The following is a 26,425-nucleotide window of genomic DNA, read 5'->3' as shown; positions in this document are numbered from 1 at the left end:
GCACCCGAGGCTGTCGCTACTCATGGAAGAAGTACCCCATGGCATTCCGCGCTCCCACTCTGATCGCGCTCAGCGCCGTCACCCTGCTGTCCGGCTGTTCGGCGTTTCGCAACTACGATTCCGAACTGGCCCAGACCAACCAGCAACTGGCTACCGGCAACGTCGACGCCGCCCTGACCCTGCTGGAAAAGAACAACACCGGCCCGGACAAGGACCTGCTCTATTACTTCGAAAAGGGTGAACTGCTGCGCGCCAAGGGCGATCTGTCCGGCAGCCAGAACGCCTGGACCAGCGCCGACCAGGTGGTGGGCAAGTGGGAAGACTCGGTCAAGCTCGACACCGACAAGTACCTGGCCCAGTTCGGCAGTTTCCTGGTCAACGACAAGGTGCGCCGTTACGAAGGCTATGACTACGAAAAAGTCATGCTGACCACGCAGATGGCCCTGAACCTGCTGGCAGTCAATGATTTCGACGGCGCCCGTACCGCAATCAAGAAGACGCACGAACGTGAAGCGGTGATCGCCGACCTGCGCGACAAGGAATACCTCAAGAGCGAAGAGGAAGCCGAAAAAGAAGGCATCAAGACCGAATACAAGGACTTGCAGGGCTATCCGGTCGCCAGCCTCGACGCGCCGGAAGTGGTCGGCCTGAAAAACAGCTACCAGAGTGCGTTCAGCCACTACCTGGCCGGTTTCGTCTATGAAGCCCTGGGCGAGAAAGACCTGGCTGCGCCGGGCTATCGCAAGGCTGCCGAGCTGCGCCCGAACACCCCGCTGCTGGAGCAGGCGCTGGTCAACCTCGACAAGCCGGTCAAGAGCGACGACAGCGACATCCTGATCGTGGTGCAAAGCGGTCTGGCGCCGGCCCGCGATTCGATCCGCGTGCCGTTGCCGCTGCCAATCTCCAACAACGTAGTGATCACCCCGCTGTCGTTCCCGATCATCAAACCTGACACCTCCACCGCGACCTTCGCGCAGATCGGCGTCGATGGCCAGCAGGTCGACCTGACCGCACTGAACAGCACCACCGCCATGTCCCGCCGCGCGCTGCGCGATGACATGCCGGGGATCATCCTGCGCACCACCGTGCGCGCGATCACCAAAGGTGTGGCGCAGAAGAAGATCAACGAAACCAACCCGCTGGCCGGTCTGGCGGTCGGTATTTCTTCAGCTGTGCTCGAAGGTGCCGATACCCGTACGTGGCGCACCCTGCCGGACACCACACAAGTGGTCCGTCTGCGCCTGAAAAAGGGTGAGCACCAGGTTACTCTGCCGAGCGCCGTCGGGGGCTCTCAGGTCAAGGTGACCGTCGATCAGCGTTACCAGGTGATCACCCTGCGCGCCGTCGGCAATCAGGTGTTCGCCGCCGGCCTCGCCGCCCACGTCACCCCGAGCGCTGGCGCCACCGCCGTGGCCAGCCTCAAACAACCTTAAGAACGGAGTCTTTGCATGCGCCTCAAACTCATCGCCGTCGCCGCCTTCGCCCTTCTGGCGAGCGGCTGCGCCACCCCGCCACCGCCGGAGCCGGGCAGCGCCGCGAGCAAGGTCGTGGCCATGGGCCCGCAGAAACACATCGTGGTCGGCGCGATGCGCGTGGCCCGCGAAAACGGTTTCATGACCGTCAACGTGCAGTTGAGCAACACCCTCAACAGCAACAAGACGTTCTACTACCGCTTCGCCTGGCTCGGGCCGGAAGGGTTCCCGATCGCCGAAGAAGAAGTCTGGAAGAGCCAGATGATGTACGGCGCCCAGACCAGCTTCATCCAGGGCATTGCCCCGACGCCGAAAGCCGTGGACTTCCGTCTGGAACTCAAGACGCCTTAAGCCCGACACCCTATTTCCGATTCAGAGACCATTCCCATGTTTGCACGCTTTTCCTTCATCGCCGTCCTCGCCCTGCTGGCCTCCGGTTGCGCCAACACTTCGCCGACCCTGGGCAGCAAGAACATCAGCTACGGCGACACCAAGGCCGTTGAAACCGTGACCAACGAGTTCGGCTCCACCGACCTGCAGATGATCGCCGAATCGATGACCCGTTCGCTGGCCCAGTCCGGCATCCTGCAGGGTCGCCCTGTGGTGCAGGTCTACGACGTGAAGAACAAGACCAGCGAATACATCGACACCCGCGAAATCACCACCAGCATCAAGACCCAGCTGATGAAGTCCGGCACCGCCCGCTTCGCCAGCGACAACAATGCGATGCAGAGCCAGGTCGACCAGCTCAAGCTGCAAAATCAGAGCGGCCTGTACAAGAAGAGCACCGTGGCCAAGACTGGCAACATGATCGCCGCCAAATACCGTCTTGAAGGTTCGATCAGCTCGATCGTCAAGCGCAGCAGCGACTACAAGGACGTCTTCTACAAATTCAGCCTGCAACTGATCGACGTTGAAAGCGGTCTGGCGGAGTGGATGGACGAAAAAGAGATCCGCAAAACCACGGAGCGTTAATCGATGCGCGCATGGATTGGCATGATGGCCCTGGCTTGCGCGTTCAGCGTGCAGGCGGCCCCGAAAGTCGCGGTGACGGATCTGGCGTACCAGGAACGTGTGGAGCAATACATCCACATCGTTTCGGCACAGAACAATTACCGCGAAGGTTATTACAGCGCCAGTGGGTCTTCGAGCTACAACGAGCTCGAAGCCACCACCAGCTACATCGAACAGACCGAACTGCGTAAATTCACCGGTGACATCAAGGGTGAAATCCTGCGTACCGGCATGTTCCAGCTGGTGCAGGGCACGCCGTACACCGCGTCCTCCAAAGGTGACGTCTACGACGTGATCAAGCGGATCAAGGCCGGCAACTTCAAGGGTGCCGATTACGTGCTGTTCGGCACTGTATCGGACATCGACTTCACCCAGGACGTGAACGAGCTGGCGAACACCGACAGCTACTCCGCCGTGCTGGGCCTGACGCTGGTGGCTGACTTCAGCCTGATCAACACCAAGACCTACGAAATCACCTCGGCGTTCACGGCGATGGGTGAAGCGCAGGACACCAAACTGGTGAACCACCGCGACATCAAGATCTCGCTCAACCGCCCGCGGGTGGTGCGTGACGTGTCGAAGGCGCTGGGCGAAGACGTGGCCGGGCAACTGAGCATGCAGCTCGGCGGTGGCGGTTACGAGCAGCCGCGTGAGCCGCAGCAACGTAACAATCTGCCGCGTGATACGGCGCCAGTGATTCTGCGCTGATTAACAGTCGGAAACGAAAAAGGCGACCTGCAAAGGTCGCCTTTTTTGTGCCTGTACGCTTTACGCAGCAGCTTTGCGCAACGTCGCCATGAACGCCGCGGCGCCAATGAACAGCCCGGCAAACGTGCGGTTCATGCGTCTCTGCTGAGTCGGTGTGCGCAACAGGCGCAGCACCTTCGAAGCCAGACCGGTGTAGCCGGCCATGACGATCAGGTCGACCGCAATCATGGTCACGCCGATCACCACGTACTGGATCAACAGCGGCGCATGCGGATTGATGAACTGCGGCAGCACCGCCAGCATGAACACCAGGGCCTTGGGGTTGCTGATGTTCACCAGAAAGCCACGGAACACCAGGGCCAGCGGTTTGCCGATCGGCCGGACCGCCGCGTCGTCACTCATGTCCATCGGCAGTGCGCGCCACTGCTTGATCGCCAGATAAACCAGGTAGGCGACACCGAACCATTTGATCGCGTGGAACGCGGTGGCCGAAGCGGTGAGAATCGCGCCGACACCGGCGCCGACGATGGCGATCTGCACAGCCAGGCCGATCTGCAGGCCCAGGGCATTCCAGTAGCCGCGCCAGAAACCGTACTGCAGGCCGCTGGACATCGACGCAATGGCGCCGGCACCCGGAGAAAGGCTGATCACCCAGCAGGCGGCAAAAAACGCCAGCCATGTTTGAAGCTCCATCGCACACCTCGACTTCGGACTCGTGACAATCCTCAAAGCTAATGCGGATTTGGCTGGATGACTACCGATTTTTTGCAGGATGTTGCGGCCGCCGACCAACGCGGCCGGCGCGCGATCACTTTTCGAAACCGCTGGAAGGGAACACATCCGTGCCGCGCCAGCGTCGCACCGAACGCTGGAAGAACAGGCTGTTGGGCACTTGCACCATGGCGCTGCCGGTGCCGAGTTCTTCGGCTTCGATCAAGGTGGTGTAGAGCAGATTGATCGCTACCACCCGACCTTTGACGCCGGGCTTGTCGGTGGTGTCCACCAGTTCGACCACGTCGCCGAGACGAAACGGACCGACGGTGAAGATCAGAATTGCGCAGAGCAGGTTCGACAGCACGCTCCACATCGCGAAAAAGGCCACCGCCGCCACCGCGACGAAGCCCGACAACGCAGTCCAGAGCACCGTGGCCGAGACTCCAAGGCGTTCCAGCACGAAGATCAGCGCACTGCCCATGATCAGCCAGCGCAGACCGCCGCGCAGCGGCATCAGCAGCTGCGGCGGGAACGGATACTTCTCGCCCAGGCGGGTCAGGAATCGGGCGACGACACGCTGGGCGAAGTAGCCGGCCAGCAGGATCAGCAGAATCTGCACGCCGAGCCAGATCGGCTCGACCCACATGGCCGGCAATGGAAGTTTGAAGGCTTCCATCAGGACAACGCCTCCAGCTCCGCCTGCATGCTTTCCAGCGTTTCCAGGGCTTGCATCCACGCTTCTTCAAGTTCGCCTTCGCGGACTTTCAGCTTGGCCTGCTCGGCCAGCAGGTCACGCAATTCGCTCTTGCGCGCCGGCTCGTAGATGTCGCTGTCGCCAAGGCTGGCATCGACCTTCGCCAGCTTCTCGTGCAGCTTGCCGAGCTCGGCTTCGAGCTTGTCAGCCTCGCGCTTGTGCGGCGCCAGTTGCTGACGCAACGCAGCGGCGGCCTGACGCTGGGCCTTCTTGTCAGTCTTGTCCGGATTGACCGGCGTGTTGCTGACCGGGGCGTTGCGCTGGCGGTATTCGACCAGCCAACGAGCGTAATCCTCGATATCGCCGTCGAACTCTTCGACCTTGCCGTCCGCGACCAGGAAGAAGTTGTCGGTGGTGCTCTTGAGCAGATGCCGATCGTGGGAAACCACCAGCACCGCACCACTGAATTCCTGCAACGCCATGGTCAGCGCCAGGCGCATTTCCAGATCCAGGTGGTTGGTCGGTTCGTCGAGCAGCAACAGGTTCGGCCGTTCCCAGGCGATCAGCGCCAGGGCCAAACGGGCCTTTTCGCCACCGGAGAAATTCAGCACCGGCTCGTCGATCCGCGCACCGCGGAAGTCGAAACCACCGAGGAAGTCGCGCAGGGTCTGCTCGCGCTCGGTTGGCGCCAGACGCTGCAAGTGCAGCAACGGGCTGGCCTTGGCATCCAGAGAGTCGAGCTGATGCTGGGCGAAGTAGCCGACCACAGTGTTCTCACCGCGAGTCAGGCGCCCGGCCAGTGGTTCGAGTTCACCGGCGAGGTTCTTGATCAGCGTGGACTTGCCTGCACCGTTGGGGCCGAGCAAGCCGATTCGCGCGCCGGGGGTCAGTTGCAGCTTGACCTTCTCCAGCACGGTTTTCTCGCCATAACCCAGGCGCGCATCAGACAGGTCGATCAGCGGGCTGGAGATCTTGGTCGACTCGCGAAACACGAAGTCGAACGGCGAATCGACGTGGGCCGCCGACAGCTCTTCCATGCGTTCCAGCGCCTTGATCCGGCTCTGAGCCTGACGGGCCTTGGTGGCCTGGGCCTTGAAGCGGGCGATGTAGCTTTCCATGTGCGCACGTTGCGCCTGCTGCTTCTCGTAGGCCTGTTGTTGCTGGGCCAGACGTTCGGCACGGGCGCGCTCGAACGCGGTGTAGCCGCCACGGTAGAGCGTCAGCTTGCGCTGATCGACGTGGGCCACATGATCGACCACTTCATCGAGGAAATCCCGGTCGTGGGAAATCAGCAGCAAGGTGCCGGGGTAACTTTTCAGCCACTCTTCGAGCCAGATGATGGCGTCGAGATCCAAGTGGTTGGTCGGTTCGTCGAGCAGCAGCAAGTCTGATGGGCACATCAAAGCCTGCGCAAGGTTCAGACGCATCCGCCAGCCACCGGAGAAATCTCCCACCTGACGATCCATCTGCTCGTTGGTGAAACCGAGCCCGGCGAGCAACTTGCGCGCTCGCGCATCGGCGGTGTAACCATTGGCGCTGTCGAGTTCGGCGTGCAGGCGCGCCAGCGCGGTGCCGTCGTGGGCCTCTTCGGCTGCCGCGAGCTCGCGCTGCACTTGGCGCAGACGCAGGTCACCGTCGAGCACATAGTCGACCGCCAGGCGTTCGAGCGTATCGACCTCCTGGCGCATGTGGGCGATACGCCAGTCGGCCGGCAGCAGACAGTCGCCCGAGTCCGGGTGCAACTCACCGCGGAGCAAGGCGAACAGGCTGGATTTGCCGGCGCCGTTGGCACCGATGAGGCCGGCTTTCTGGCCGGCGTGCAGGGTCAGCTCGGCGTCTTCTAGCAGACGTTGCGGGCCACGCTGTAAAGTCAGGTTCTGAAGTCGGATCATAATGGCGGCGGAGTCTACCAGCTTCCCCCGCAACTGGCGCGAGTAGCACGATGTCCTCTGACCTGTGGAGCTTTGCCCTTGCCGTCTACGCCCGTCCTGGCGTGGAGGATGCCTGCCTGCGCCTGCAATCGGCGGGAGCCAACGTGTGCCTGATGCTATGCGGCTTATGGCTGGAACAACGCGATGTGACCTGTGACGAGGTGCGCGCCCGGCAGCTTGTAGAACTGACAGAGCCCTGGGACCGGGAAGTGGTCCAGCCGTTACGCGCATTGCGCACGCAGTGGAAAACCCTGGCCGACACCGATCCGGTGCTCAAGGGCATGCGCGAGCAGATCAAGGGACTGGAGCTGGAGGCGGAGCGTGCACTGCTGTCGCGACTTGAAGGCGCCGCGCAAGGCTGGAAGCGTGACTCCAAGGAATCGAGTGACTGGCTGAACGTGCTGGCCGGCCCGGCGGCCAACCTGAACCGCGACGCGCTGCAAGTGCTGCGCGTCGCGGCGACCGGCGCTTAGGAAGCGCTGGACGGATTGCTGGTGACGCTCGACACCGGCGCCGGGGATGGCGTGGTTGCGGTGGTCGAGGTAGTGGCGGCCGGTGCCGGTGCTGCAGTCGGAGCCGGGGTTGCCGGTGCGGCAGGTTTGGCAGCAGGCGCAGTGGCAGGTTTTGCTGCAGCTGGTTTTGCTGCTGGCTTGGCGGCAGCTGGCTTGGCAGCGGCAGGTTTTTTCACCGCAGGTTTTGCAGCAGGTTTCGCTGCTGGCTTGGCGGCCGGTTTGGCAGCGGGTGCTGGCTTGGCTGCGGTGGTTGCAGGCTTCGCGGCGGCAGCCGGTTTGACGGCTGGTTTGGCAGCGGGTTTTGCCGCAGCTTTTGCCGCAGGTTTCGCCGCCGCTTTGGCAGCAGGTTTCGCAGCAGGCTTGGCAGCGGTTTTCGCCGCAGGCTTGGCAGCAGCAGTTTTGGCGGCTGGTTTGGCAGCGGCTTTAGCGGCTGGTTTTGCTGCCGGCTTTGCAGCCACTTTGGTGGCTGGCTTGGCAGCAGGTTTCGCAGCGGCAGTGCTTGCCGGAGCGGCCTTCGCAGCAGCGGTTTTCGCCGCAGGTTTGGCAGCTGGTTTTGCAGCAGCCGGCTTGGCAGCAGCTGGTTTGGAAGTCGCTGGTTTGGCTGCTGTGGTTTTGGCCGCAGGTTTAGCAGCGCTGGCGGCTGCAGGTTTCTTCGCGGCTGGTTTTGCAGCGGCTTTCACTGGCGCTTTTGCAGGGGCTTTGACCGGTGCTTTTGCAGCAGGTTTGGCAGCCGCTTTTTTCGCAGGCGCCGCTGCCGGTTTGGCCGAACGCAGGGACAACGCCTTGCCGACGGCCTCTTGAACACGACCGACACCCTGGGCCAGTTTCAGGCTTTCCTGGGCATCGCGCTTGAGTTGCAGAATGTAGCTGCGGGTATCGGACTGACGCTCCTTCAGGGCATCAAGCAGATCTTCGAGTTCCTTCACGGCAGCCTTGGCCTTGGTCTGCGCCTTGGCTTTACCGGCCGCTGCTGCGTCCTGCAATTTGGTGCGGGATTTGTGCAGCTTTTCTTGTGCCTTGCCGCGCTGCTTTTCCAGTTTGGCGAGCAGTTTTTCAGCATCAGCCAAGGCTTGGGAGCAAGCGTTTTCCAGATGCTCGAGCAAGCTGCCCGAGAGTTGTTGGAGTAAATGCAACGGAGTGTTTACAGGCTTCTTGGTGGCCGACATGGTTTACCTCCTGGCTGACGTGAGTGCGGCTCATACTAGACCTCTGCTGCTACCGCCGCTAGGGCATGTTGACAGTATCGAAAGCACTCGGTTGCAGGCTTGCGAAAAACTTCTGCGCATTGGCAAAAGCAGTTCACCGTTGCAGACGTTCGCGCTGGCATAATCCACCGCAATTCAGGACGGAGAGTGCCCATGTCGCGCTACCTTTTTTTATCCCTCTGCATGATTTTTTCCTTGGCGCAGGCCGACGAAAAAAACACTGCAAACGATGCCCACGATCTGGCTTACAGCCTGGGTGCCAGCCTCGGTGAACGGCTGCGCCAGGAAGTGCCGCAGCTACAGATCCAGGCGTTGATCGAAGGTCTGCAACAGGCCTATCAAGGCAAACCGCTGGCACTGAGCGAGGCACGCATCGAGCAGATTCTGGCCGATCACGAATCGCAGACAGCCGAGCAGGCAGCGATGCCTTCGACTGAAGCCGCGATGGAAAACGAGCGACGTTTTCTCACCGCCGAAAAAGCCAAACCGGGTGTGAAGGAACTGGCCGACGGCATCCTGCTGACCGAGCTTTCGCCGGGGAACGGCACGAAGGCCGGCCCGGATGGAAAAGTGCAGGTGCTGTATATCGGCCGACTGCCGGATGGCACCGTGTTCGATCAAAACACACAACCACAGTGGTTCAATCTCGACAGCGTGATCGCCGGCTGGCGCACGGCGCTACAGAACATGCCCGTGGGCGCGAAGTGGCGTCTGGTGATTCCGTCGGATCAGGCTTATGGCGCTGACGGTGCCGGCGACCTGATCGCGCCGTTTACACCGTTGGTGTTCGAAGTGGAATTGCGCGGCGCGACCAGTTGATCGCCCAATAAAAAACGGTGCGCCTGGGGCGCACCGTTTCTGGTTCTTGCAAGGCCGGATTCAGGCCTGAACCGAATCCTCTTCCTTATGTGCGGTATGCAGCACTTCGATCAGGCAGTCTTCCAGTTCGAAGCGCTCGTGGAGCAGGCCGCCCAGCTCCTTGAATTTCTCAGCAACGCATTTGCCTTCATCGCAAAGGTCGTTGAATGCGAGCAGCTTTTCGGTGATGACATCGATCCGTGGGTAGATCGTCTCGGCCAGTTCCAGGCCGCGCTTGTCGTTGAAGGCCTTGGCCTCGCCCGTCAGCTGTTCGTAGATCTCGAAGTGGCCGGCCGAGACGTAATCGACCAGCACGCCGCAGAACTCCTGCAAGGGCTTTCGATCCTCGGACAGCGCCTGAGGCTTGGCGCCCAGCTTGTCATAGGCAGCGATCAACTCCTCACGCTCCTGCAGCCAGCGGTCGATCAGCAGATGAACTCCACCCCAGCGTTCCTGAGCATTCTGACAACTTTCGAGCATGGCGATCTCTCTTCCCTTGTGGGTCATGCTGCTCTACACCCGCGCCCCTTCTTGTGGCTAATGCTTTGAGAGGCGGCCAGGCAGAGCGTCATCGAGCAACACAATTCCAATGACACGTGCGGGCCAGATTATGCCCGCACGACTATGGCTTCAAGGTACGCAGGAGAGAAAGTTCATACAAGTGTTTAATCCCTGACCAGCGCCGGGTGCGACGGTTGGCCGCGCAGCGGTCGCTGCAATGCCATCCAGACCTGCCGCAGCAACTGATAAAAAGCCAGGATCGACATCCCCACAAAAAACAGCAGACTCCACTCCGGAATGCTCAGATCGAACAGCGTCCAGGACAATTCCGCGCAATCGGCGGTGTCGTTGAACATGCGCATCAGTGCGCACAACCACGGCAGGCTGCTGAACATCTCTTCCGGCCCGGGCCCGCAATGCGCCAGTCTTTGCAGGGAATCACTTTGCAACAGCACTTGCCGCCAGGCCGCCGTCATGCCGCCAAGACTGGTCAACAATGCCATCACCCAATACAGCGACAGACCGACACGTTGCGGCCCATGGATCGCAGCCATACCACAACAAAGGGTGAGGACACTCATGAACAGACGCTGGACCAGACACAGGCTGCAAGGCACCAGACCGACCGCGTATTCGAGGTAATAGGAAGCTCCCAGGGCCAGAATCCCCGCAGTGAAAGCCATAAAGAACAGGGAGCGTGAGCAGGCCAAAGACATGGCTTATCCGTAAAAATAAAGACAGGCAGTTACGGTAGAGGAAAGCGCCTCGGGCTTTCAAGGCAGGTCACTGGCGACACTTCATCAGAAGTGTAGGGAAATCCCGACAAGCACAGAAGGATTCGGTGCAGTCCACTGTAGGACTTTGCTCAGGAAGGGATTTACGGGTAACTATTCAGTCACCGGAAGAAAAAGGAGGAGCATCGCTCCTCCTTTCTGATCACGCTCGAACAGCTACGGGTAATGGCGCAGCCAGCAGGCGTTCATCCAGCATCCCGAGCCCTTCCTGGAACAGCAGATTGCTGCGCTCGGTGTCACCCAACCGGGCCAGCAGGCGAGCCAACTCGGCGCAGGCCTCCGGATTACGCTGCACTCGCAGGCTGCTTTCCAGATAATCCCGCGCCTTGCCCCACAGACTGGCTTGCAGGCACAAACGCCCCAACGTCAGCAGCAGGCTGGCGTCGCCCGGATGATCCTTGAGCCAGCCTTCAGCCGCCTGCAACTGACGCGCCGGATCACTGCCGCGCACCAGACCGTAAAGGCGTGCCAGATGGCTGTCGTACTTGCGCTTGAGCGCCGTGCGCAGCACTTCTTCCGCTTCGACCTGGGCACCCAGTTGGCGCAACTGCTCGGCGTAGGCCAGCACCAGCGCCGGTTCCTGGCGCTGGGCAGAAGTCAGCTGCTGCCAGGCTCGGTTGAGCGACTGCAAACCGACTGCGCCATCCTCTTCACGCTGGGCCGCCAGGGACAGATTTTCTCCCCAGGCGCGACGCTCGAGCTCGGTCAGCTCAGCCGGTGGCAGGACTTTGTCCTTGCGCAGCTCCGGCAACAGCCGGATCACGGACGACCAGTCACCGCGCTGCTGATGCAGGCGCTGCAACTGACGCAAAGTCTGCACATTGTGCGGATGGCGCTCGTGCATCGCCTGCAAAGTGACCAGCGCGCCATCGGTATCGCCACGATCGGTCTGCAACTGCGCATGGCTGAGGGCGATCGCCAGCTCGGCCTGCGGCTGACGCTCGAGGGCGCGCTCCAGCAGGCGATCGCTTTCCTCGTAGTGGCCTTGTTCGTTGGCGGCGCGAGCGGCGCCCAGGTAATACAGCAACGGTTGACGCTCGGCTTCGGCGGCCCGGTAAAGGTGGCGCTGGGCACTGGCCCAGCGACCTTCGGCCAGGTCGAGCTGACCATGCTCGATCGCCACCTGCACACGGCGACTGCGGTTGCGTCGCGACCATGGATTGACCACGCCGCCGGAGGTCAGCACCAACTCGACCAGCGCCTTGATGCCCCAGACCAGCAGCCACAGCACCGCGACCACCGCCAGGGTTGCCCACAGGCTCGACTCATAACGAAAGCTTTTGTAGGCGACCAGCACGTAACCGGAATGCTCGGCAATCGCCAGGCCCAGCGCCGCCGTTGCCGCGATCACCAGAAACACGATCACATACAGGCGCTTCATGGTGTCGCCTCCTGAGCGGTGCTCGCGGCCGGTTTGGCGAAGGGTTTCACTGATTCCTCGGCGTTGACGTTACGGCGCTCCAGATACGCCTGCACCGCGCTCAACGTTCCGGCGAGATCCGGCGTGTTGACGGTAACCGGTTGCTTGCTCAGTTCCGCGACCTGCTCGAGCATGATTTTGCTCTGCGGGTTGTCCGGATTGAAGTTGCCGGTGAGGACGTCACGCGCTTCGGCCAGGGCCTGGGTGTAAACCGGCGCCTGGCCGTTGAGCGCAGCCCATTGCGCCTGCTCGAGCGAAAGGCTCAGGGCCAGACGCACCTGACTCAGACTCTGGCCAGCAAGCAGCGGCCGGACGTTTTTGTCAGCGTTGAAATCGATGCGGATGTAACGCGAGATCTGATCCCACCACTGCGCCCAGCGACTGGCGCCATCGCCGTCGGAAGTCAGGCCCAGCAGCGAATCGCCGCGATCCTTGTATTCCGGCGCCAGCTCGGTGAGACCGACGACCTGATCGCGCAAGGCGCCCAGGCGCAGAAACAGCCCGGTGCGATCCGGCTGTTCGGTACTGCGCAGCGCCACAAGGGTTTTCGCCACTTGCTCGCGGGCGGCGAACGAACCGGGATCATTCTGCTCACGCAGGATTTCGTCGGCACCCTGCACCAGTGCCTGAGCGCTGCTGATGTCCTGCAGGGCGGAAAGACGCAGACTGGCCAGACGCAGCAAGTGTTCGGCCTCGGCCAGACGCCAGTCCTTGCGGCTGGCGCCGAGGACGGTTTCCAGACGCTGATTGAGGCGCTGCTGATCGCCCTGAAGCTGGGTCACCAGACGCTGGCGATCGGCAAGTTCATCGGCGCCGGGCAATTGCCCGAGACGCTCGGTCAGTCGTTGCTCGTTGAGCTTCAGGGTCTGTGCCTGATCGTTCAACGCTTGAACCTGACTCAATTGATTTTGAGTGTTGGCCTGCAGGTGTCGCACCTGCCAGACACCCCAGCCACCCACCGCAACACCGGCGGCGCCGAGCAGCAGCGCGAGAATGGCCAATCCGTTGCCTCGGCGCGGTTCGGCGGCCGGTGGCGGTGCATCAACCGGTGCATCGATCACAGGTTGAACGTCATCTTTAGGCAAGGTTGTTTCGCTCACGTATCCATCCTTTGCATTAGAGAACGGGCACGGGATGCTCCCGTAACGCCGTCAGCAAAGCCGCGGCACTCGCGCCGCGACAATCCACAACTGTTCGGGCCCCGGCGGCACTGGCCTGCTCGGCAACCCTTGGGCTTGGAACAAACAACGGCAACTGCGCAAGCACAGGCCAGGTATCGCCGGCCAGTTGGCGCAGGTGCTCGAAACCCTGTCCACTGCTGACCACCAGCCCGTTCAGGCGTTCCGCTGCAATCCTGCGAGGCAGCTCCTGCGGCGCATAGTCCGGCAGGTCGCGACGGTACAACTCCAGATATTCGACACTAGCACCAAGCGCGCGCAGGCGCTCGGCCAGCAATTCGCGTCCGCCCTCACCGCGCAGGATCAACACCTGCGAACCGGGTACGGCCACCGCCGCCAGAAGACGCGGCAATTGCAGCAAGGCTTCGCTGTCGTCGCCCGCGTCCGGGAAGCTCACATCCAGCCCCCGATCCCGAAGGATCGCGGCGGTCGCTGCACCCACGCTGAACCATGGCATCGTCGGAGTCGACAGACCCAGAGAATCGAGCAGATCCACCGCGATCCGCGCCGCCGGCTTGCTGACCACGATCACGGCGCTATAACGCGGCAGTTGCGTGATCGTGTGGCGCATTGTGTCAGAGACCGGCAGTGGCGCAATTTCCAAAAGCGGCAGACAGCTGCTGAAAAACCCTTGTTCGGCCAGCACGGCGGCGAGCGCCGAACAGTCCTCCGCCGGGCGCGTCAGCAGCAGGCGCCAGGCGGTCACTCGTGACCTGCCTCGCCGTAGACTGCCTTGAGAATATCGTCGGCGCCCTGGCTGAGCAGGTCTTCGGCCACCTGCACGCCCAGCGTCTGGGCTGCGGCACGCGGCGCACGGGCCTGTGCGCTGAGCAGCTTGCCGCCGCTCGGTTCGCCCACCAGACCGCGTAGCCACAATTGATCGCCTTCGAGCACGGCGTAGCAGGCGATCGGCACCTGGCAGCCGCCATTCAGATGTTTGTTGAGGGCACGCTCGGCCGTGACACGGTCAGCGGTGTCGGCGTGATGCAGGGGTGCGAGCAGGGCATGGATTTCAGTGTCGGCACTGCGGCACTCGATACCGACGGCGCCCTGGCCACCGGCCGGCAGGCTGTCGTCGACGCTGATGGCCGAGGTGATGCGGTCTTCGAAACCAAGACGGATCAGACCAGCTGCCGCGAGGATGATCGCGTCGTACTCGCCGGCGTCAAGCTTGGCCAGACGGGTGTTGACGTTGCCGCGCAGGAAACGGATCTCCAGATCCGGACGACGGGTCAGCAACTGCGCCTGACGACGCAGGCTGGAGGTACCGACGATGCTGCCGGCAGGCAATGCATCGAGGCTGGAATATGCATTGGAGACAAACGCGTCACGCGGATCTTCGCGCTCGCAGATGCAGAACAGACCGAGGCCTTCGGGGAAATCCATCGGCACGTCTTTCATCGAATGCACGGCGATGTCGGCTTCGTTTTCCAGCAGCGCGGTTTCCAGTTCTTTAACGAAAAGGCCCTTGCCGCCGATTTTCGACAGGGGCGAATCAAGCAGCTTGTCGCCACGACTGACCATGGGCACCAGCGTCACCAGCAGGCCCGGGTGGGCTGCTTCCAGACGGGCTTTGACGTATTCGGCCTGCCAGAGGGCCAGAGCACTTTTGCGGGTGGCGATGCGGATTTCGCGAGAGGACATGGATCAATCCGTACTGAATAGATACGGCGGATAATAACAGCTCAGCCAAATCCACTTTGACCTGAATCAGAAACCGCGTGGCCTCCCTGGCCTGCAATGCCTGGTGAAAAGAACGAAGAACCGCCCGGAGCCTGCGGCCTAAAGCCCCTGCATCATTTTGCGCACGCCCGCCACATGCCGGCGGCTGACGATCAGCGCGTCACCGTTCAGACCCTTGAGGAACAACTGGAAGTGGCCCAGCGGTGTGCGTTGCAGTCGCTCGATGCGGTCGCGGGCGACCAGCGCGTTGCGGTGGATCCGCACGAAGCGCTCGCCGAATTCGTCTTCCAGTGCCTTGAGCGGCTCATCCAGAAGAACTTCGCCGGCTTCGTGGCGCAAGGTCACGTATTTGTGGTCGGCAATGAAATACACCACCTGATCCAGCGGGATCAGTTCGATGCCTTTACGGGTGCGGGCGCTGATGTGGCTGCGCGGGCCGTTACCGCTTTCGGCGGCAGGACGGGTCAGGGCCGAGAGCTGGGCCCGGTTGGGACGTTCAGCCCGTTTCAGGGCGTCATGCAGATGTTCGGTTCGCACGGGTTTCACCACATAGCCCACGGCGCTGGCCTGAAGGGCTTCCACGGCAAATTCATCGGGACCTGCGCAAAACACCACGGCTGGCGGGGTCTCGCGTTCGCACAGACGGGCAGCCACCTGCAGGCCATCGAGGCCCGGCATGCGAATATCGAGCAGCACGATATCCGGCTTGTGGCTGTCGATCAGCGCCAACGCCTCTTCGCCATTGGTGGCGCTAGGCTCCAGGACTGTGTAGCCCTCGAGCTCGCTCACCATTCGGGCGAGGCGCTCGCGGGCCAGTGGTTCGTCATCAACGATCAGGACATTCATATTGCGCTGGATTCCTGCGTGAGTCTCGCACAAGGATAGCGTAGACAAGTGGAGTGACGTCCGTCACCGCGATCCACGCTAAGACTAGCGCGAGCGTCAAAAAGTGCCGTACGTCGGCCGGCAATATTTGCCGACACGAGCAACGTACCGACTGACGCCCGTCGCCGACTGCGTTTTACGCAGGGTATGCCAATGGCCAATACACCCACCCCTCTCTCTTCTTATAGTCGGTGACCGGACCTTTGCGCGATCCGCCGCCACGTCGACCCCTATGTCCTACTGTAGACGCTCGTCAGGCCGATATTGCTCAATCGAAAAATATCCTTGCGCAAATCCCCCGCAGACACCGGCGACTATGGAGGAGGACATGAGAAAAAAACGTATCGACCAGTGTCAGCGACAGGATTGGCAACCCTGTTATTATCCGCGCCAGCGTTTCACGCCTTCTTTCTTCAAGCCGATACGAGCGAATTCATGAGCACTGACAAGACCAATCAGTCCTGGGGCGGCCGCTTCAGTGAACCCGTCGACGCCTTCGTCGCCCGCTTCACCGCCTCCGTCACTTTCGACCAGCGCCTGTATCGCCACGACATCATGGGCTCGATCGCCCACGCCACCATGCTGGCCAAGGTCGGCGTGCTGACGGATGCCGAGCGCGACAGCATCATCGATGGGCTGAAGACCATCCAGGGCGAAATCGAGGCCGGCCAGTTCGACTGGCGCGTCGACCTCGAAGACGTGCACATGAACATCGAAGCACGCCTGACCGACCGCATCGGCATCACCGGCAAGAAGCTGCACACCGGCCGCAGCCGCAATGACCAGGTCGCCACCGACATCCGCCTGTGGCTGCGTGACGAGATCGACCTGATCCTGAGCGAAATCACCCGCCTGCAAAAAGGCCTGCTGGAGCAGGCCGAGCGCGAAGCCGCGAGCATCATGCCGGGTTTCACCCACCTGCAGACCGCTCAGCCTGTGACCTTCGGGCACCACATGCTGGCCTGGTTCGAAATGCTCAGCCGCGACTACGAGCGCCTGGTCGACTGCCGCAAGCGCACCAACCGCATGCCGCTGGGCAGCGCCGCGCTGGCCGGTACCACCTACCCGATCGACCGCGAATACACCGCGCAACTGTTGGGCTTCGACGCCGTCGGCGGCAACTCGCTGGACAACGTGTCCGACCGGGACTTCGCCATTGAATTCTGCTCCGCCGCAAGCATCGCGATGATGCACCTGTCGCGCTTCTCCGAAGAGCTGGTGCTGTGGACCAGCGCGCAGTTCCAGTTCATCGATCTGCCGGACCGCTTCTGCACCGGCAGCTCGATCATGCCGCAAAAGAAAAACCCCGACGTGCCGGAACTGGTACGCGGCAAGACCGGCCGTGTGTTCGGCGCCCTGATGGGCCTGCTGACCCTGATGAAAGGCCAGCCACTGGCCTACAACAAGGACAACCAGGAAGACAAGGAACCGCTGTTCGACGCCGCCGACACCCTGCGCGACTCGCTGCGTGCCTTCGCCGACATGATCCCGGCGATCAAACCGAAACACGCCATCATGCGTGAAGCGGCGCTGCGCGGTTTCTCCACTGCCACTGACCTGGCCGACTACCTGGTGCGCCGTGGCCTGCCGTTCCGTGATTGCCACGAGATCGTCGGTCACGCGGTGAAGTACGGCGTCGACACCGGCAAGGATCTGGCCGAGATGAGCCTGGAAGAACTGCGTCAGTTCAGCGATCAGATCGAACAGGACGTGTTCGCCGTGCTGACCCTGGAAGGCTCGGTGAATGCCCGTGACCACATCGGCGGCACAGCGCCGGCGCAGGTCAAGGCTGCCGTGATTCGCGGCCAGGCGTTGATCGCCAGCCGCTAAAAGCTGAAAGCTTCGCGAGCAGGCCCGCTCCCACAATTGATCTCGATTGGACATCTGCCCGGTGTTCGCAGCAGATCGAATGCGAGAGCGGGCCTGCTCGCGAAAGCCATCTCGAAAGCACCAGTAAACTTACTTTTTGGCCGCGATCATCGCCAAAAACGCCGGCATCGCCGCATCCTTGTCCGCCTCGATCTTCTGCACGTGCGGATTCTGCTCAAGCCGCTCCAGCAGCGCCCTGGCCTTCGGCATCTCCGCCAGCAAATCCAGACCGAACAGTTTGTGCCCCACCGCAGCCGCCAGTGGCACGCTGTAGAGGAAGTACAAATCCGCAATGCTCAGGCTGTCGCCCGCCACATACGGGTCGAACTTGCCGTGACGTCCCAGCGCCGCAAAACCCAGCAGCAATTCAGCCTTGGTTTTCTCTTTGATCGCCTCCGGCAGCGCCGTACCGAAAAACGCTTCGCCATAACAGGCACGGGCCGGCAGCTCGATATACAGCTCGATTTCCTTGGCCACTGCCAGCACCTGGGCACGGGCGAACGGTTCGGTCGGTAACAGCGGGACACCCTGCTGACTGCTTTCGAGGTATTCGAGCATCACCATCGTTTCGTTGATGTAACCGCCTTCGGCCCCCAGCACCGGCACCTTGCCGCGCGGGCTGATGGCCAGAGATTCAGGCGTCGGCGTCGGGTAGAACGTGACCTCTTCGAACGGCAGGCCTTTTTCCAGCAGCGCCAGTTTGACCATGTTGTAGTAGTTGCTGACGGAGAATCCATAGAGCTTGAACATCACATAGCCTCCAGGCCGTGCGGGGTGGGCAGTGCCTGTTTATAGATCGCCCGGGGGGTTCTCGCCAGCAGCATCACGCCGCTGAATGCGGGTAAACTGGCGCCTTTCCTTGAGGAGCCTGCCATGAGCGAGCCGACTGACATCGACAATGATGAAGAAGAATTCACCGAATCGACGCTGATCGAAGCGATCGAGAACCAGATCGAAAGCGACAACCCGCCAGCGGCCAAGGCAACCTTCAACAAGCTGACGCTGGTCGGCTACGAGCGCGAAGACATCCTGAACCTGATGGCCCATGTGCTGGCCTACGAAATCGATGCGATGCTCGACGATGACCGCGCGTTCGATACCGAATGGTACGAAACCGCGCTGCGCGCATTGCCGGAACTGCCACCGGAAAAGCAGTAACCGGTCTCGCCCTGTGGGAGCAGGCCTGCTCCCACACAATTTGTCATCCATCTCCACGGCCTTCTGCTGACCCCTGACTACACTGGAATCCACCCCGGGACGAAAACCCTGACACGCGCACTGGACAGGCCGCGCCGGCAGGTTCACCTTAGGGGCGCTGTCGTCCAATTCCTAGAAAGTCTGGAGTCCTTATGTCGCTTACCCCTGAGTTGGTTGCCGAACTGGAAGTCCTCGCACTCTTCAACCTGGACAGTTCCCAGGAAGGTCTGAAAATTCATCAGACCGCTGCCCCGAAGCACATTGCCGCCGCACAACGCCTGTTTGAAAAAGAACTGACAGACCAGCCTGATGGCGGTTACCTGACCAGCCTCGGTCGCGATGCCGCACAAAACGTGCAAACCGTACTGACGATTCTCAAAGAGCAGCAAAACGCCTGATCCTCCCGACTTTGCCCACGGAAATCCCTGCCACGGGATTTCCGCGGGCCAGCCATGAACGTTGCCCATCGCCCAACGTTGGAAATCTGACGTCAAAAAAACAAATTCAGCTTAAAACTCCTGCTGCTCAGGCGCTAAACTCCCGGACACCCGAGACCCCTTGCCTCCGAGCCCTGCGCGCCGGTTTGAGCCGACATGACCCGCACCCATGAAATCCGCCCCGACCTGGACGAAGGCATCGACCGCAAGGTACTCAGCCAGCTACGTGCACGTTTTCTGAAACTCAATGAAGGTCGCCTGAACCGGGCACTGGAAGGCCTGTCGACGCGCCAGCAAAGTGTGCTGACGCTGCTGCCGCTGTTTTTTCACGTCAATCATCCGCTGTTGCCCGGTTATGTCTCGGGCGGTACGCCGGCCGGGCTGTCGAATTACGAACCGGATGCCGACGCGCTGGCCGAAGCCCAGCGCCTGACCCGCTCGTTCTCCTACAAACCGCGACACGGCAGCAACCCGCCTCGACCGATTCATGGGCTGTTCCTGATGGGCAGCCTCGGCACGCTGGCCCAGGCCGATCAGAGCGACATGGACGTTTGGGTCTGCCATGCCCCCGACCTGAGCGACAGTGAACTGGCCGAGCTGCGCAAGAAATGCCAGTTGCTCGAAACCTGGGCTGCCAGCCAGGGGGCAGAAGCGCATTTCTTCCTGATCGACCCGGTGCGCTTCGTCAAAGGCGACCGCGACACCCAGCTCAGCTCTGAAGATTGCGGCACCACCCAGCACTATCTGCTGCTGGACGAGTTCTATCGCACCGCGATCTGGCTCGCCGGGCGCACGCCGATCTGGTGGCTGGTGCCGGTCTACGAGGAACGCGCCTATGACGCGTACACCCACACCCTGATTTCCAAGCGGTTTATCCGCAACGATGAAACCCTCGACCTGGGGCCGATGGCGCACATTCCGCCGGGCGAGTTCGTCGGCGCCGGGCTGTGGCAACTGTTCAAGGGCATCGAGTCGCCTTACAAGTCGGTGCTCAAGCTGCTGCTGACCGAGGTTTACGCCAGCGAGCATCCACAGGTGCAATGCCTGAGCCTGCGCTTCAAGCAGGCCGTATTCGCCAACCGGCTGGACCTCGACGAGCTGGACCCGTACATGGTGGTTTACCGGCGGATCGAGGAATACCTCACGGCGCGCAACGAACCGGAGCGTCTGGAACTGGTGCGCCGGGCGCTGTACCTCAAGGTCAACCGCAAGCTCACCGGCAACACCCGCACCCAGAGCTGGCAGCGTTCACTGCTGGAACGACTGGCCAGCGAATGGCATTGGGACCAGCGGCAACTGGCACTGCTCGACAGCCGCAGCCAGTGGAAAGTCCGCCAGGTCAGCGCCGAGCGCCGGGCCCTGGTCAACGAGCTGAATTACAGCTACCGCTTTCTGACCCAGTTCGCCCGCACCGAACAGACCGTCAGCCTGATCAACAAGCGCGACCTCAACGTTCTCGGCCGGCGCCTGTACGCCGCGTTCGAGCGCAAGGCGGACAAGGTCGAGTTCATCAATCCCGGCATCGCCCCGGATCTGGCCGAAGACACCCTGACCCTGGTGCAATCGCCGAACAAAAAGGAACCGGGCCAAACCCAGTGGGGCCTGTACAACGGCAGCCTGACGGCGCTGGAGTGGGAACATTTCGCGCCGATCAAGCGCAGCCGCGAGTTGCTGGAACTGCTGACCTGGTGCCACCGCAACGGCGTGATCGACAGCAGCACCCGACTGGCCCTGCACCCCGGCACCAGCGACCTGAGCGAATTCGAACTGTTCAACCTGCTCGGCAGCCTGCAACAGAGCATCGCCCTGCCCTTGTCGACCGTTGCCGAAGAACCGCTGCTGCGCGCCGCCGTGCCGAGCGAAGTGCTGATGCTGGTGAATGTCGGGGTCGACCCGCTCAAGCATCACCGCGACCTGAACATCCTGATGACCACCGAGCGTACCGATTCGCTGAGCTACGCCGGTGTGCGCGAGAACCTGGTGCTGACCCTGGATCAGGTCACGCTCAACAGCTGGAACGAGGTACTGGTCAACCGCTTTGACGGTCCGCATGCCTTGATGGACTGCCTGCGCGATTACCTCAACAACCTGCCGCGCGGGCCGCAACAGCCATCGCTGCGAGTGCGTTGCTTCTGTCACAACCGCGCGCAGTTCATCGCCCGCCGGGTGGAAGAAATCGTCGACACCGCGCAGACACTGCTGTTAAGCGATTTGAATCACCGCTACCTGATCCAGGTGCAGCAGCACTATCACGTGCTGGAACTGGTGCCGGGCCAGGTCAGCCATGTGGCCCTCGCCACCCTGCCGGCGCTGCTTGATTACCTTGGTGAGGAACAGCCGCGCTACAGCCCGCTGCACCTGGATCCGATGGCGCTGGAAGACCACGACCTGGCGCTGATCCTGCCGATGGGCCAGCCCGAATGCATTCAGGTGTTCTACCGGCTCACCGAACAAACCGCCGAACTGTACGTACTCGACGAGTTCAACGCGCTGTGGCAGCAGCACTTGCCCTATCACGACGAGCAAAGCCTGTTGGTGCCGTTGCAGCGATTCCTGCAATCGATCCAGTTCCGCCGCGAAGCGCTGCTGCCGATGGACTCGGGCCACGCCGTCAGCCTTGAAATCTTGTATTACCAGTTATTGCCATCAGGGACGGGACGCGCGCGACGAGTCGAAATGCGCCCGGCGCCGCAGACGCCGGTCAACAAACCGTTCTACGACGTGCAGGCGATCGTCGGTAAAGCCGCACCCGGCGAAGTGCAGGTCACGCTGTATTGCAATCAACGGGAATTCAGCGAGCTGGAACATGGCGACCAGCTGTTCAGCGTGGTCGCCCGGGAGATCGTCGGGCAGCGCCGGGAAACCGAGCGCTACCGCTGCTACATCACCGACCTCGACCTGTCGGGTGTGATCGGTGACGGGCAGAGTTCAAGCAATCTGTATCTGCGTTACAAGGCCGACCTGGAACGCTCTCTGAACGAGGCGCTCGAGCAGGTCTGAGGCGGGTTATTCCGGGAAGTCGCCGCCGTTGGCCGGCTGCGACTCGACTTCCAGCAAGGTCAGTTTCAAGGTCTTGCCACCCGGTGCCGGCCAGTCGATGTGCTGACCGACTTTGAGGCCCAGCAGCGCACTGCCGACCGGGGCCAGGATCGAGACTTTGCCTTCGTCGGCGTTGGCGTGCTTCGGGTAGACCAGGGTCAGGTGGTAGTCCTTGCCACTGCTTTCTTCACGGCAGTGCACACGGGAATTCATCGTCACGACATCGGCAGGCACTTCATCGTGACCGACCAGGGTATCGGCGCGGTCCAGTTCGGTTTGCAGCGCGATCACGCCCGGCAGCGAGTCATCCAGGCTGTCGATCAGGCGCTCCAGACGTTGCACGTCCAGACGGGTAAGGGTGATGGAAGGTGCGGTCATGATCCGGGCAGACTCCTTTCTTCTGCACACAAAAAAAGCAAAACCCCGCCAAAAAAGACGGGGTTCTCACCAGGCCTCGATGGGTTGAGGCGTTTCCGGACACTATCACAGCTCAAAAAATATACAAGCTACGCTCCGGCGAGCTGCCGGCGCTGAGCCGCCTGCGCACAAATCACGCGACGGCGCTCGTCATCGGCCGAACGCCACTCGCGGATGTCTTCGACATGGCGCATGCAGCCGCGGCAGACCTTCTGCTCATCCAGCCGACAGACGCCGGTGCACGGCGATGGCACGGCCGGGCTGACGTTGCTGTAGAGCGGCTTCGGCGGACGGACGGGCGCGGTATCAGTCACGAAATCACAGGCCTTCGAAATCGAATTCGGTGCCGGCCTGCTGCTTGACGATGCGCTCCAGCATTTCGCCCAGCTGCTCTTCGCTCTTGTCGCACATCCAGCGTTCGCTTTCTTCGTCGTAGTCGAAGTGGAAACCACCGGACACCGCGGCCAGCCACAGCTGACGCAACGGTTCCTGACGACTGAAGATCAGCTGGGTGCCGTTCTCGAACTTGACGGTCAGCACACCGGCCGAGTTCTCCATGTCGATGTCCATGTCGCTGTCGTCGAAGATGTCTTCCAGTTTTTCCTGGGTTTCATCGACCAGATCGTGGAAACGGGCTTCGGACAAACTCATTGCGGCAACCTCAAAAAATGTCTGATCAGGCTCAAGCGCCGCAAGATACGGACGCTGCCGGCCGATTGCAAAGGATAACGACCAAGCGCCCTGCCCGGCGACGAAATATCCACCCGCCACGCGGGAAAAGTTTCCGCGCCGCAGCCCGAGCCCCGCCGGACGGGAGTTCCGTCGCATAGGCAAGCTGCCGGGTGGCCGGTATACTCCGGCGCAATTAACGCATATTCAAGGATTTCGCCATGAAGCGCCTGATCTCTTCCATCGCTGCGATCGTCGCGGTTGCCTGCCTCGTTTCGGCTTGCGGTCAGAAAGGCCCGCTGTACCTGCCCGATGAAGATCAGGACCCGGCCGAGCAAGCCCAGTCTTCGCAAAAGCAGCCTGTCTCCAAGGCACACAAGCACGACGTTTACTAAGGGATCGCCATGGACGCTTTTAACTACCGTGGCGGGGAACTGTTCGCGGAAGGTGTGGCGCTGTCCGCCATCGCCGATCGCTTCGGCACACCGACCTACGTCTACTCCCGCGCCCACATCGAGGCCCAGTACCTGGCCTACGCCGATGCGCTGGCCGGCATGCCGCACCTGGTCTGCTTCGCGGTCAAGGCCAACTCCAACCTCGGTGTCCTGAATGTCCTGGCCCGCATTGGCGCCGGCTTCGACATCGTCTCCCGTGGCGAACTGGAACGCGTACTGGCCGCCGGCGGCAGCCCGGACAAGATCGTGTTCTCCGGCGTCGGCAAGACCCGTGACGACATGCGCCGCGCGCTGGAAGTCGGCGTGCATTGCTTCAACGTCGAATCCACCGACGAGCTCGAGCGCCTGCAGCTGGTCGCCGCCGAGCTGGGCGTTCGCGCGCCGATCTCGCTGCGCGTCAACCCGGACGTCGATGCCGGCACCCACCCGTACATTTCCACCGGTCTCAAAGAGAACAAGTTCGGCATCGCCATCGCTGACGCCGAAGACGTGTACGTGCGTGCCGCGCACCTGCCGAACCTGGAAGTGGTCGGCGTTGACTGCCACATCGGTTCGCAACTGACCTCCCTGCCACCGTTCCTCGACGCCCTCGACCGCCTGCTGGATCTGGTCGATCGCCTCGGCGATTGCGGCATCCACCTGCGCCACATCGATCTCGGTGGCGGCCTGGGTGTGCGTTATCGCGATGAAGAGCCGCCATTGGCCGCCGATTACATCAAGGCCGTGCGCGAGCGTCTGGTCGGTCGCGACCTGGCACTGGTGTTCGAACCGGGCCGCTTCATCGTCGCCAACGCCGGCGTGCTGCTGACCCAGGTCGAGTACCTCAAGCACACCGAGCACAAAGACTTCGCCATCGTTGACGCGGCCATGAACGACCTGATCCGCCCGGCGCTGTACCAGGCCTGGATGGACGTGACCCCGGTCAAGCCACGCGAGACCGCTGCGCGTACCTACGACGTCGTCGGCCCGATCTGTGAAACCGGCGATTTCCTCGCCAAGGAACGTGAACTGGCGCTGGAAGAAGGCGATCTGCTGGCCGTGCATTCGGCCGGTGCCTACGGTTTCGTGATGAGCTCCAACTACAACACTCGCGGCCGTGCCGCTGAAGTGCTGGTGGATGGCGATCAGGCTTTTGAAGTGCGTCGCCGCGAGACCGTGGCCGAGCTGTTTGGCGGCGAAAGCCTGCTGCCGGAGTAACCCCATGCTGCTGCGTTTTACCAAGATGCACGGCCTGGGCAACGATTTCATGGTCCTCGACCTGGTCAGCCAGCACGCGCACATTCAGCCCAAGCACGCAAAAATGTGGGGCGACCGGCACACCGGCATCGGTTTCGACCAGTTGCTGATCGTCGAGGCGCCGAGCAATCCGGACGTGGATTTCCGTTACCGGATCTTCAATTCCGACGGCTCCGAAGTGGAGCAGTGCGGCAACGGTGCGCGCTGCTTCGCCCGCTTCGTGCTCGACAAGCGCCTGACCGCCAAACGGAAGATCCGCGTCGAGACCAAGGGCGGCATCATTGAACTGGACGTGCGCAACGACGGCCAGATCGGCGTGAACATGGGCGCCCCGCGTCTGGTGCCGGCGGACATTCCGTTCCAGGCGCCGGAGCAGGCCCTGAGTTATCAGGTCGATGTCGACGGTACGCCGGTCGATCTGGCGGCGGTGTCCATGGGCAACCCCCATGCGGTGCTGCGGGTCAGCGATATCAACACTGCACCGGTGCATGAACTGGGGCCGAAAATCGAACACCATCCGCGCTTCCCGGCACGGGTCAACGTCGGTTTTCTCCAGGTCATCGACCGCCATCGCGCGCAACTGCGCGTGTGGGAACGCGGCGCCGGGGAAACCCAGGCCTGCGGCACCGGTGCCTGCGCTGCTGCTGTAGCGGCGATCAGTCAGGGGTGGATGGATTCGCCACTGCTGATCGACCTGCCGGGCGGGCGTCTGTCCATTGAATGGGCAGGCCCCGGCCAACCGGTGTTGATGACCGGCCCGGCAGTGCGCGTATACGAAGGACAAGTGCGTCTTTGAGTGAGCAGAAGCCATGACCGATAAGCCTCAGGTACCCGCCCGACAGTCCGGTGAATCAGCGTCCGAGAGCCTGGAGGCGGCAGCGGTTGCCGCGTACCTGGAGGCTCATCCGGACTTCTTCGTCGAGCATGAAGAACTGCTGCCGTCCCTTCGCATCCCCCATCAACGCGGCGATACCGTCTCGCTGGTGGAGCGTCAGATGGCCATTCTGCGCGACCGCAACATCGAGATGCGTCATCGCCTCTCGCACCTGATGGACGTCGCCCGGGACAACGATCGCCTGTTCGACAAGACCCGTCGCCTGATCCTCGCCCTGATGGACGCTGCCACTCTGGAAGACGTGGTGATCAGCGTCGAAGACAGCCTGCGCCAGGATTTCCAGGTGCCCTTTGTCAGCCTGATCCTGCTCGGCGACAACCCGGCCCCGGTCGGTCGCTGGGTGACCCACGCCGATGCGCAAACCGCCATCGGCGGCCTGCTTACCGAAGGCAAGAGCGTCAGCGGCAGCCTGCGTGAACACGAGCTGGACTTCCTGTTCGGCGAAGAGCAACGCAAGCAGATCGGCTCCACCGCCGTAGTCGCCGTCAGCCATCAAGGCATCCACGGGATTCTGGCTATCGCCAGCCGTGATCCGCAGCACTACAAGAGCTCGGTCGGCACGCTGTTCCTCAGCTACATCGCCGAAGTCATGGGTCGCGTGCTGCCACGGGTCAACAGCTCCCTGCGCTCGGTACGCTGAGC

General features: G+C 62.0%; 29 protein-coding genes. 14 read left to right on the top strand and 15 right to left on the bottom strand.

Going from position 1 to position 26,425, the window contains the following annotated elements; translation table 11 throughout:
- Window positions 1-38: 38 nt before the first annotated feature.
- The 4 genes from CAF79_RS04825 to CAF79_RS04810 are packed head-to-tail and all read left to right on the top strand — an operon-like array spanning window position 39 to window position 3,194.
- Complete coding sequence (locus tag CAF79_RS04825) at window positions 39-1,433, top strand: COG3014 family protein (RefSeq protein WP_085606055.1); 1,395 nt, start codon at window positions 39-41, stop codon at window positions 1,431-1,433.
- Window positions 1,434-1,448: 15 nt separating this feature from the next.
- Window positions 1,449-1,823, top strand: coding sequence for a YcfL family protein (locus tag CAF79_RS04820; protein ID WP_085696877.1), 375 nt, complete (start codon window positions 1,449-1,451; stop codon window positions 1,821-1,823).
- Window positions 1,824-1,859: 36 nt separating this feature from the next.
- Window positions 1,860-2,447, top strand: coding sequence for a penicillin-binding protein activator LpoB (lpoB, locus tag CAF79_RS04815; protein ID WP_085696876.1), 588 nt, complete (start codon window positions 1,860-1,862; stop codon window positions 2,445-2,447).
- 3 nt (window positions 2,448-2,450) lie between these two features.
- Complete coding sequence (locus CAF79_RS04810; RefSeq protein WP_085696875.1) at window positions 2,451-3,194, top strand: penicillin-binding protein activator LpoB; 744 nt, start codon at window positions 2,451-2,453, stop codon at window positions 3,192-3,194.
- 60 nt (window positions 3,195-3,254) lie between these two features.
- Here CAF79_RS04810 and CAF79_RS04805 read toward each other — a convergent pair whose 3' ends face one another.
- The 3 genes from CAF79_RS04805 to CAF79_RS04795 all read right to left on the bottom strand — a co-directional run bounded on the left by CAF79_RS04805 (window position 3,255) and on the right by CAF79_RS04795 (window position 6,494).
- Window positions 3,255-3,887, bottom strand: coding sequence for a LysE family transporter (locus tag CAF79_RS04805; protein WP_064600316.1), 633 nt, complete (start codon window positions 3,885-3,887; stop codon window positions 3,255-3,257).
- Between the two features lie 115 nt (window positions 3,888-4,002).
- On the bottom strand, window positions 4,003-4,584 hold the full coding sequence (locus CAF79_RS04800; RefSeq protein ID WP_011336505.1) for a mechanosensitive ion channel family protein: 582 nt from the start codon (window positions 4,582-4,584) through the stop codon (window positions 4,003-4,005).
- On the bottom strand, window positions 4,584-6,494 hold the full coding sequence (locus CAF79_RS04795) for an ATP-binding cassette domain-containing protein (RefSeq protein WP_085696874.1): 1,911 nt from the start codon (window positions 6,492-6,494) through the stop codon (window positions 4,584-4,586). The genes CAF79_RS04800 and CAF79_RS04795 overlap by 1 nt, the downstream gene beginning before the upstream one ends.
- Before the next feature lie 50 nt (window positions 6,495-6,544).
- On the opposite strand from CAF79_RS04795, the gene CAF79_RS04790 reads away from it, so the two are divergent.
- Window positions 6,545-7,006 (top strand): TIGR02444 family protein, encoded by a 462-nt coding sequence (locus CAF79_RS04790; RefSeq protein WP_085696873.1) that lies wholly within the window; start codon window positions 6,545-6,547, stop codon window positions 7,004-7,006.
- On the opposite strand, the gene CAF79_RS04785 is transcribed toward CAF79_RS04790, so the two are convergent.
- Window positions 7,003-8,211 (bottom strand): AlgP family protein, encoded by a 1,209-nt coding sequence (locus tag CAF79_RS04785; RefSeq protein WP_085696872.1) that lies wholly within the window; start codon window positions 8,209-8,211, stop codon window positions 7,003-7,005. The two genes, CAF79_RS04790 and CAF79_RS04785, sit on opposite strands and share 4 nt — an antisense overlap.
- A gap of 192 nt (window positions 8,212-8,403) precedes the next feature.
- On the opposite strand from CAF79_RS04785, the gene CAF79_RS04775 reads away from it, so the two are divergent.
- Complete coding sequence (locus CAF79_RS04775) at window positions 8,404-9,069, top strand: FKBP-type peptidyl-prolyl cis-trans isomerase (protein ID WP_085696871.1); 666 nt, start codon at window positions 8,404-8,406, stop codon at window positions 9,067-9,069.
- Window positions 9,070-9,129: 60 nt separating this feature from the next.
- Here CAF79_RS04775 and CAF79_RS04770 read toward each other — a convergent pair whose 3' ends face one another.
- The 7 genes from CAF79_RS04770 to CAF79_RS04740 form a co-directional block, all read right to left on the bottom strand.
- Window positions 9,130-9,588: an Rsd/AlgQ family anti-sigma factor gene (locus CAF79_RS04770; RefSeq protein ID WP_007951863.1), complete on the bottom strand. Its 459-nt coding sequence runs from the start codon at window positions 9,586-9,588 to the stop codon at window positions 9,130-9,132.
- A gap of 185 nt (window positions 9,589-9,773) precedes the next feature.
- Window positions 9,774-10,325, bottom strand: coding sequence for a disulfide bond formation protein B (locus CAF79_RS04765; RefSeq protein WP_085696870.1), 552 nt, complete (start codon window positions 10,323-10,325; stop codon window positions 9,774-9,776).
- Window positions 10,326-10,545: 220 nt separating this feature from the next.
- Window positions 10,546-11,784, bottom strand: a complete 1,239-nt coding sequence (locus CAF79_RS04760) for a heme biosynthesis protein HemY (RefSeq protein WP_085696869.1) — start codon at window positions 11,782-11,784, stop codon at window positions 10,546-10,548.
- A complete protein-coding gene (locus CAF79_RS04755; protein WP_085696868.1) occupies window positions 11,781-12,923 on the bottom strand; it encodes a uroporphyrinogen-III C-methyltransferase in 1,143 nt (380 codons plus the stop codon). The genes CAF79_RS04760 and CAF79_RS04755 overlap by 4 nt, the downstream gene beginning before the upstream one ends.
- A 16-nt stretch (window positions 12,924-12,939) precedes the next feature.
- Complete coding sequence (locus CAF79_RS04750) at window positions 12,940-13,707, bottom strand: uroporphyrinogen-III synthase (RefSeq protein WP_085696867.1); 768 nt, start codon at window positions 13,705-13,707, stop codon at window positions 12,940-12,942.
- Window positions 13,704-14,645 carry a hydroxymethylbilane synthase gene (gene hemC, locus CAF79_RS04745; protein ID WP_085696866.1) on the bottom strand — a complete coding sequence of 314 codons (942 nt, stop codon included), beginning with the start codon at window positions 14,643-14,645 and terminating at the stop codon, window positions 13,704-13,706. Before hemC ends, CAF79_RS04750 begins: the two co-directional genes overlap by 4 nt.
- A 138-nt stretch (window positions 14,646-14,783) precedes the next feature.
- Complete coding sequence (locus CAF79_RS04740; RefSeq protein WP_085696865.1) at window positions 14,784-15,530, bottom strand: LytTR family DNA-binding domain-containing protein; 747 nt, start codon at window positions 15,528-15,530, stop codon at window positions 14,784-14,786.
- 474 nt (window positions 15,531-16,004) lie between these two features.
- Here CAF79_RS04740 and argH point away from each other — a divergent pair, with 474 nt between their 5' ends.
- On the top strand, window positions 16,005-17,399 hold the full coding sequence (argH, locus tag CAF79_RS04730; protein WP_085696863.1) for an argininosuccinate lyase: 1,395 nt from the start codon (window positions 16,005-16,007) through the stop codon (window positions 17,397-17,399).
- A gap of 129 nt (window positions 17,400-17,528) precedes the next feature.
- Here the strand turns inward: argH and CAF79_RS04725 are convergent, their stop codons facing one another.
- Window positions 17,529-18,188 carry a glutathione S-transferase family protein gene (locus CAF79_RS04725; protein ID WP_085696862.1) on the bottom strand — a complete coding sequence of 220 codons (660 nt, stop codon included), beginning with the start codon at window positions 18,186-18,188 and terminating at the stop codon, window positions 17,529-17,531.
- Window positions 18,189-18,311: 123 nt separating this feature from the next.
- On the opposite strand from CAF79_RS04725, the gene CAF79_RS04720 reads away from it, so the two are divergent.
- The 3 genes from CAF79_RS04720 (at window position 18,312) to CAF79_RS04710 (ending at window position 22,072) form a co-directional block, all read left to right on the top strand.
- Window positions 18,312-18,596, top strand: coding sequence for a hypothetical protein (locus CAF79_RS04720; protein WP_085689966.1), 285 nt, complete (start codon window positions 18,312-18,314; stop codon window positions 18,594-18,596).
- Between the two features lie 191 nt (window positions 18,597-18,787).
- Complete coding sequence (locus CAF79_RS04715) at window positions 18,788-19,033, top strand: TIGR02647 family protein (RefSeq protein ID WP_085696861.1); 246 nt, start codon at window positions 18,788-18,790, stop codon at window positions 19,031-19,033.
- 195 nt (window positions 19,034-19,228) lie between these two features.
- Complete coding sequence (locus CAF79_RS04710; protein ID WP_085696860.1) at window positions 19,229-22,072, top strand: class I adenylate cyclase; 2,844 nt, start codon at window positions 19,229-19,231, stop codon at window positions 22,070-22,072.
- A gap of 6 nt (window positions 22,073-22,078) precedes the next feature.
- Here CAF79_RS04710 and rnk read toward each other — a convergent pair whose 3' ends face one another.
- The 3 genes from rnk to cyaY all read right to left on the bottom strand — a co-directional run bounded on the left by rnk (window position 22,079) and on the right by cyaY (window position 23,179).
- On the bottom strand, window positions 22,079-22,489 hold the full coding sequence (gene rnk, locus CAF79_RS04705; protein WP_085696859.1) for a nucleoside diphosphate kinase regulator: 411 nt from the start codon (window positions 22,487-22,489) through the stop codon (window positions 22,079-22,081).
- A gap of 128 nt (window positions 22,490-22,617) precedes the next feature.
- Entirely contained in the window at window positions 22,618-22,842 is a 225-nt protein-coding gene (locus CAF79_RS04700; RefSeq protein ID WP_085696858.1) for a DUF1289 domain-containing protein, read from the bottom strand.
- Window positions 22,843-22,846: 4 nt separating this feature from the next.
- Entirely contained in the window at window positions 22,847-23,179 is a 333-nt protein-coding gene (gene cyaY, locus CAF79_RS04695; RefSeq protein WP_085696944.1) for an iron donor protein CyaY, read from the bottom strand.
- 239 nt (window positions 23,180-23,418) lie between these two features.
- Here cyaY and CAF79_RS04685 point away from each other — a divergent pair, with 239 nt between their 5' ends.
- Genes CAF79_RS04685 through CAF79_RS04670 form a run of 4 tightly spaced genes read left to right on the top strand, consistent with a single transcriptional unit; the run spans window position 23,419 to window position 26,423 of the window.
- The gene (locus CAF79_RS04685) at window positions 23,419-23,592 is read left to right on the top strand and encodes a lipoprotein (RefSeq protein WP_085696945.1); all 174 of its coding nucleotides are present in this window, start codon (window positions 23,419-23,421) and stop codon (window positions 23,590-23,592) included.
- 9 nt (window positions 23,593-23,601) lie between these two features.
- Window positions 23,602-24,849, top strand: coding sequence for a diaminopimelate decarboxylase (lysA, locus tag CAF79_RS04680; RefSeq protein WP_085696857.1), 1,248 nt, complete (start codon window positions 23,602-23,604; stop codon window positions 24,847-24,849).
- 4 nt (window positions 24,850-24,853) lie between these two features.
- Complete coding sequence (gene dapF / locus CAF79_RS04675; RefSeq protein WP_085696856.1) at window positions 24,854-25,684, top strand: diaminopimelate epimerase; 831 nt, start codon at window positions 24,854-24,856, stop codon at window positions 25,682-25,684.
- Window positions 25,685-25,697: 13 nt separating this feature from the next.
- A complete protein-coding gene (locus CAF79_RS04670) occupies window positions 25,698-26,423 on the top strand; it encodes a DUF484 family protein (protein WP_007951894.1) in 726 nt (241 codons plus the stop codon).
- Window positions 26,424-26,425: the final 2 nt, after the last annotated feature.

Origin of the sequence: Pseudomonas sp. B26(2017) (assembly GCF_002113045.1) — a bacterium.
In the GTDB taxonomy this organism is placed as follows: Bacteria; Pseudomonadota; Gammaproteobacteria; order Pseudomonadales; family Pseudomonadaceae; genus Aquipseudomonas.
Note: the sequence above shows the minus strand (reverse complement) of the source record. Positions and strands in the feature narration are given on the sequence as shown.

Bases quoted from the DNA above. Each gene is read 5' to 3' on its own strand.
- CAF79_RS04825 (WP_085606055.1), top strand. From the start codon at position 39: ATGGCATTCCGCGCTCCCACTCTGATCGCGCTCAGCGCCGTCACCCTG.
- CAF79_RS04820 (WP_085696877.1), top strand. From the start codon at position 1,449: ATGCGCCTCAAACTCATCGCCGTCGCCGCCTTCGCCCTTCTGGCGAGC.
- lpoB (WP_085696876.1), top strand. From the start codon at position 1,860: ATGTTTGCACGCTTTTCCTTCATCGCCGTCCTCGCCCTGCTGGCCTCC.
- CAF79_RS04810 (WP_085696875.1), top strand. From the start codon at position 2,451: ATGCGCGCATGGATTGGCATGATGGCCCTGGCTTGCGCGTTCAGCGTG.
- CAF79_RS04805 (WP_064600316.1), bottom strand. From the start codon at position 3,887: ATGGAGCTTCAAACATGGCTGGCGTTTTTTGCCGCCTGCTGGGTGATC.
- CAF79_RS04800 (WP_011336505.1), bottom strand. From the start codon at position 4,584: ATGGAAGCCTTCAAACTTCCATTGCCGGCCATGTGGGTCGAGCCGATC.
- CAF79_RS04795 (WP_085696874.1), bottom strand. From the start codon at position 6,494: ATGATCCGACTTCAGAACCTGACTTTACAGCGTGGCCCGCAACGTCTG.
- CAF79_RS04790 (WP_085696873.1), top strand. From the start codon at position 6,545: ATGTCCTCTGACCTGTGGAGCTTTGCCCTTGCCGTCTACGCCCGTCCT.
- CAF79_RS04785 (WP_085696872.1), bottom strand. From the start codon at position 8,211: ATGTCGGCCACCAAGAAGCCTGTAAACACTCCGTTGCATTTACTCCAA.
- CAF79_RS04775 (WP_085696871.1), top strand. From the start codon at position 8,404: ATGTCGCGCTACCTTTTTTTATCCCTCTGCATGATTTTTTCCTTGGCG.
- CAF79_RS04770 (WP_007951863.1), bottom strand. From the start codon at position 9,588: ATGCTCGAAAGTTGTCAGAATGCTCAGGAACGCTGGGGTGGAGTTCAT.
- CAF79_RS04765 (WP_085696870.1), bottom strand. From the start codon at position 10,325: ATGTCTTTGGCCTGCTCACGCTCCCTGTTCTTTATGGCTTTCACTGCG.
- CAF79_RS04760 (WP_085696869.1), bottom strand. From the start codon at position 11,784: ATGAAGCGCCTGTATGTGATCGTGTTTCTGGTGATCGCGGCAACGGCG.
- hemC (WP_085696866.1), bottom strand. From the start codon at position 14,645: ATGTCCTCTCGCGAAATCCGCATCGCCACCCGCAAAAGTGCTCTGGCC.
- CAF79_RS04740 (WP_085696865.1), bottom strand. From the start codon at position 15,530: ATGAATGTCCTGATCGTTGATGACGAACCACTGGCCCGCGAGCGCCTC.
- argH (WP_085696863.1), top strand. From the start codon at position 16,005: ATGAGCACTGACAAGACCAATCAGTCCTGGGGCGGCCGCTTCAGTGAA.
- CAF79_RS04725 (WP_085696862.1), bottom strand. From the start codon at position 18,188: ATGTTCAAGCTCTATGGATTCTCCGTCAGCAACTACTACAACATGGTC.
- CAF79_RS04720 (WP_085689966.1), top strand. From the start codon at position 18,312: ATGAGCGAGCCGACTGACATCGACAATGATGAAGAAGAATTCACCGAA.
- CAF79_RS04715 (WP_085696861.1), top strand. From the start codon at position 18,788: ATGTCGCTTACCCCTGAGTTGGTTGCCGAACTGGAAGTCCTCGCACTC.
- CAF79_RS04710 (WP_085696860.1), top strand. From the start codon at position 19,229: ATGACCCGCACCCATGAAATCCGCCCCGACCTGGACGAAGGCATCGAC.
- rnk (WP_085696859.1), bottom strand. From the start codon at position 22,489: ATGACCGCACCTTCCATCACCCTTACCCGTCTGGACGTGCAACGTCTG.
- cyaY (WP_085696944.1), bottom strand. From the start codon at position 23,179: ATGAGTTTGTCCGAAGCCCGTTTCCACGATCTGGTCGATGAAACCCAG.
- CAF79_RS04685 (WP_085696945.1), top strand. From the start codon at position 23,419: ATGAAGCGCCTGATCTCTTCCATCGCTGCGATCGTCGCGGTTGCCTGC.
- lysA (WP_085696857.1), top strand. From the start codon at position 23,602: ATGGACGCTTTTAACTACCGTGGCGGGGAACTGTTCGCGGAAGGTGTG.
- dapF (WP_085696856.1), top strand. From the start codon at position 24,854: ATGCTGCTGCGTTTTACCAAGATGCACGGCCTGGGCAACGATTTCATG.
- CAF79_RS04670 (WP_007951894.1), top strand. From the start codon at position 25,698: ATGACCGATAAGCCTCAGGTACCCGCCCGACAGTCCGGTGAATCAGCG.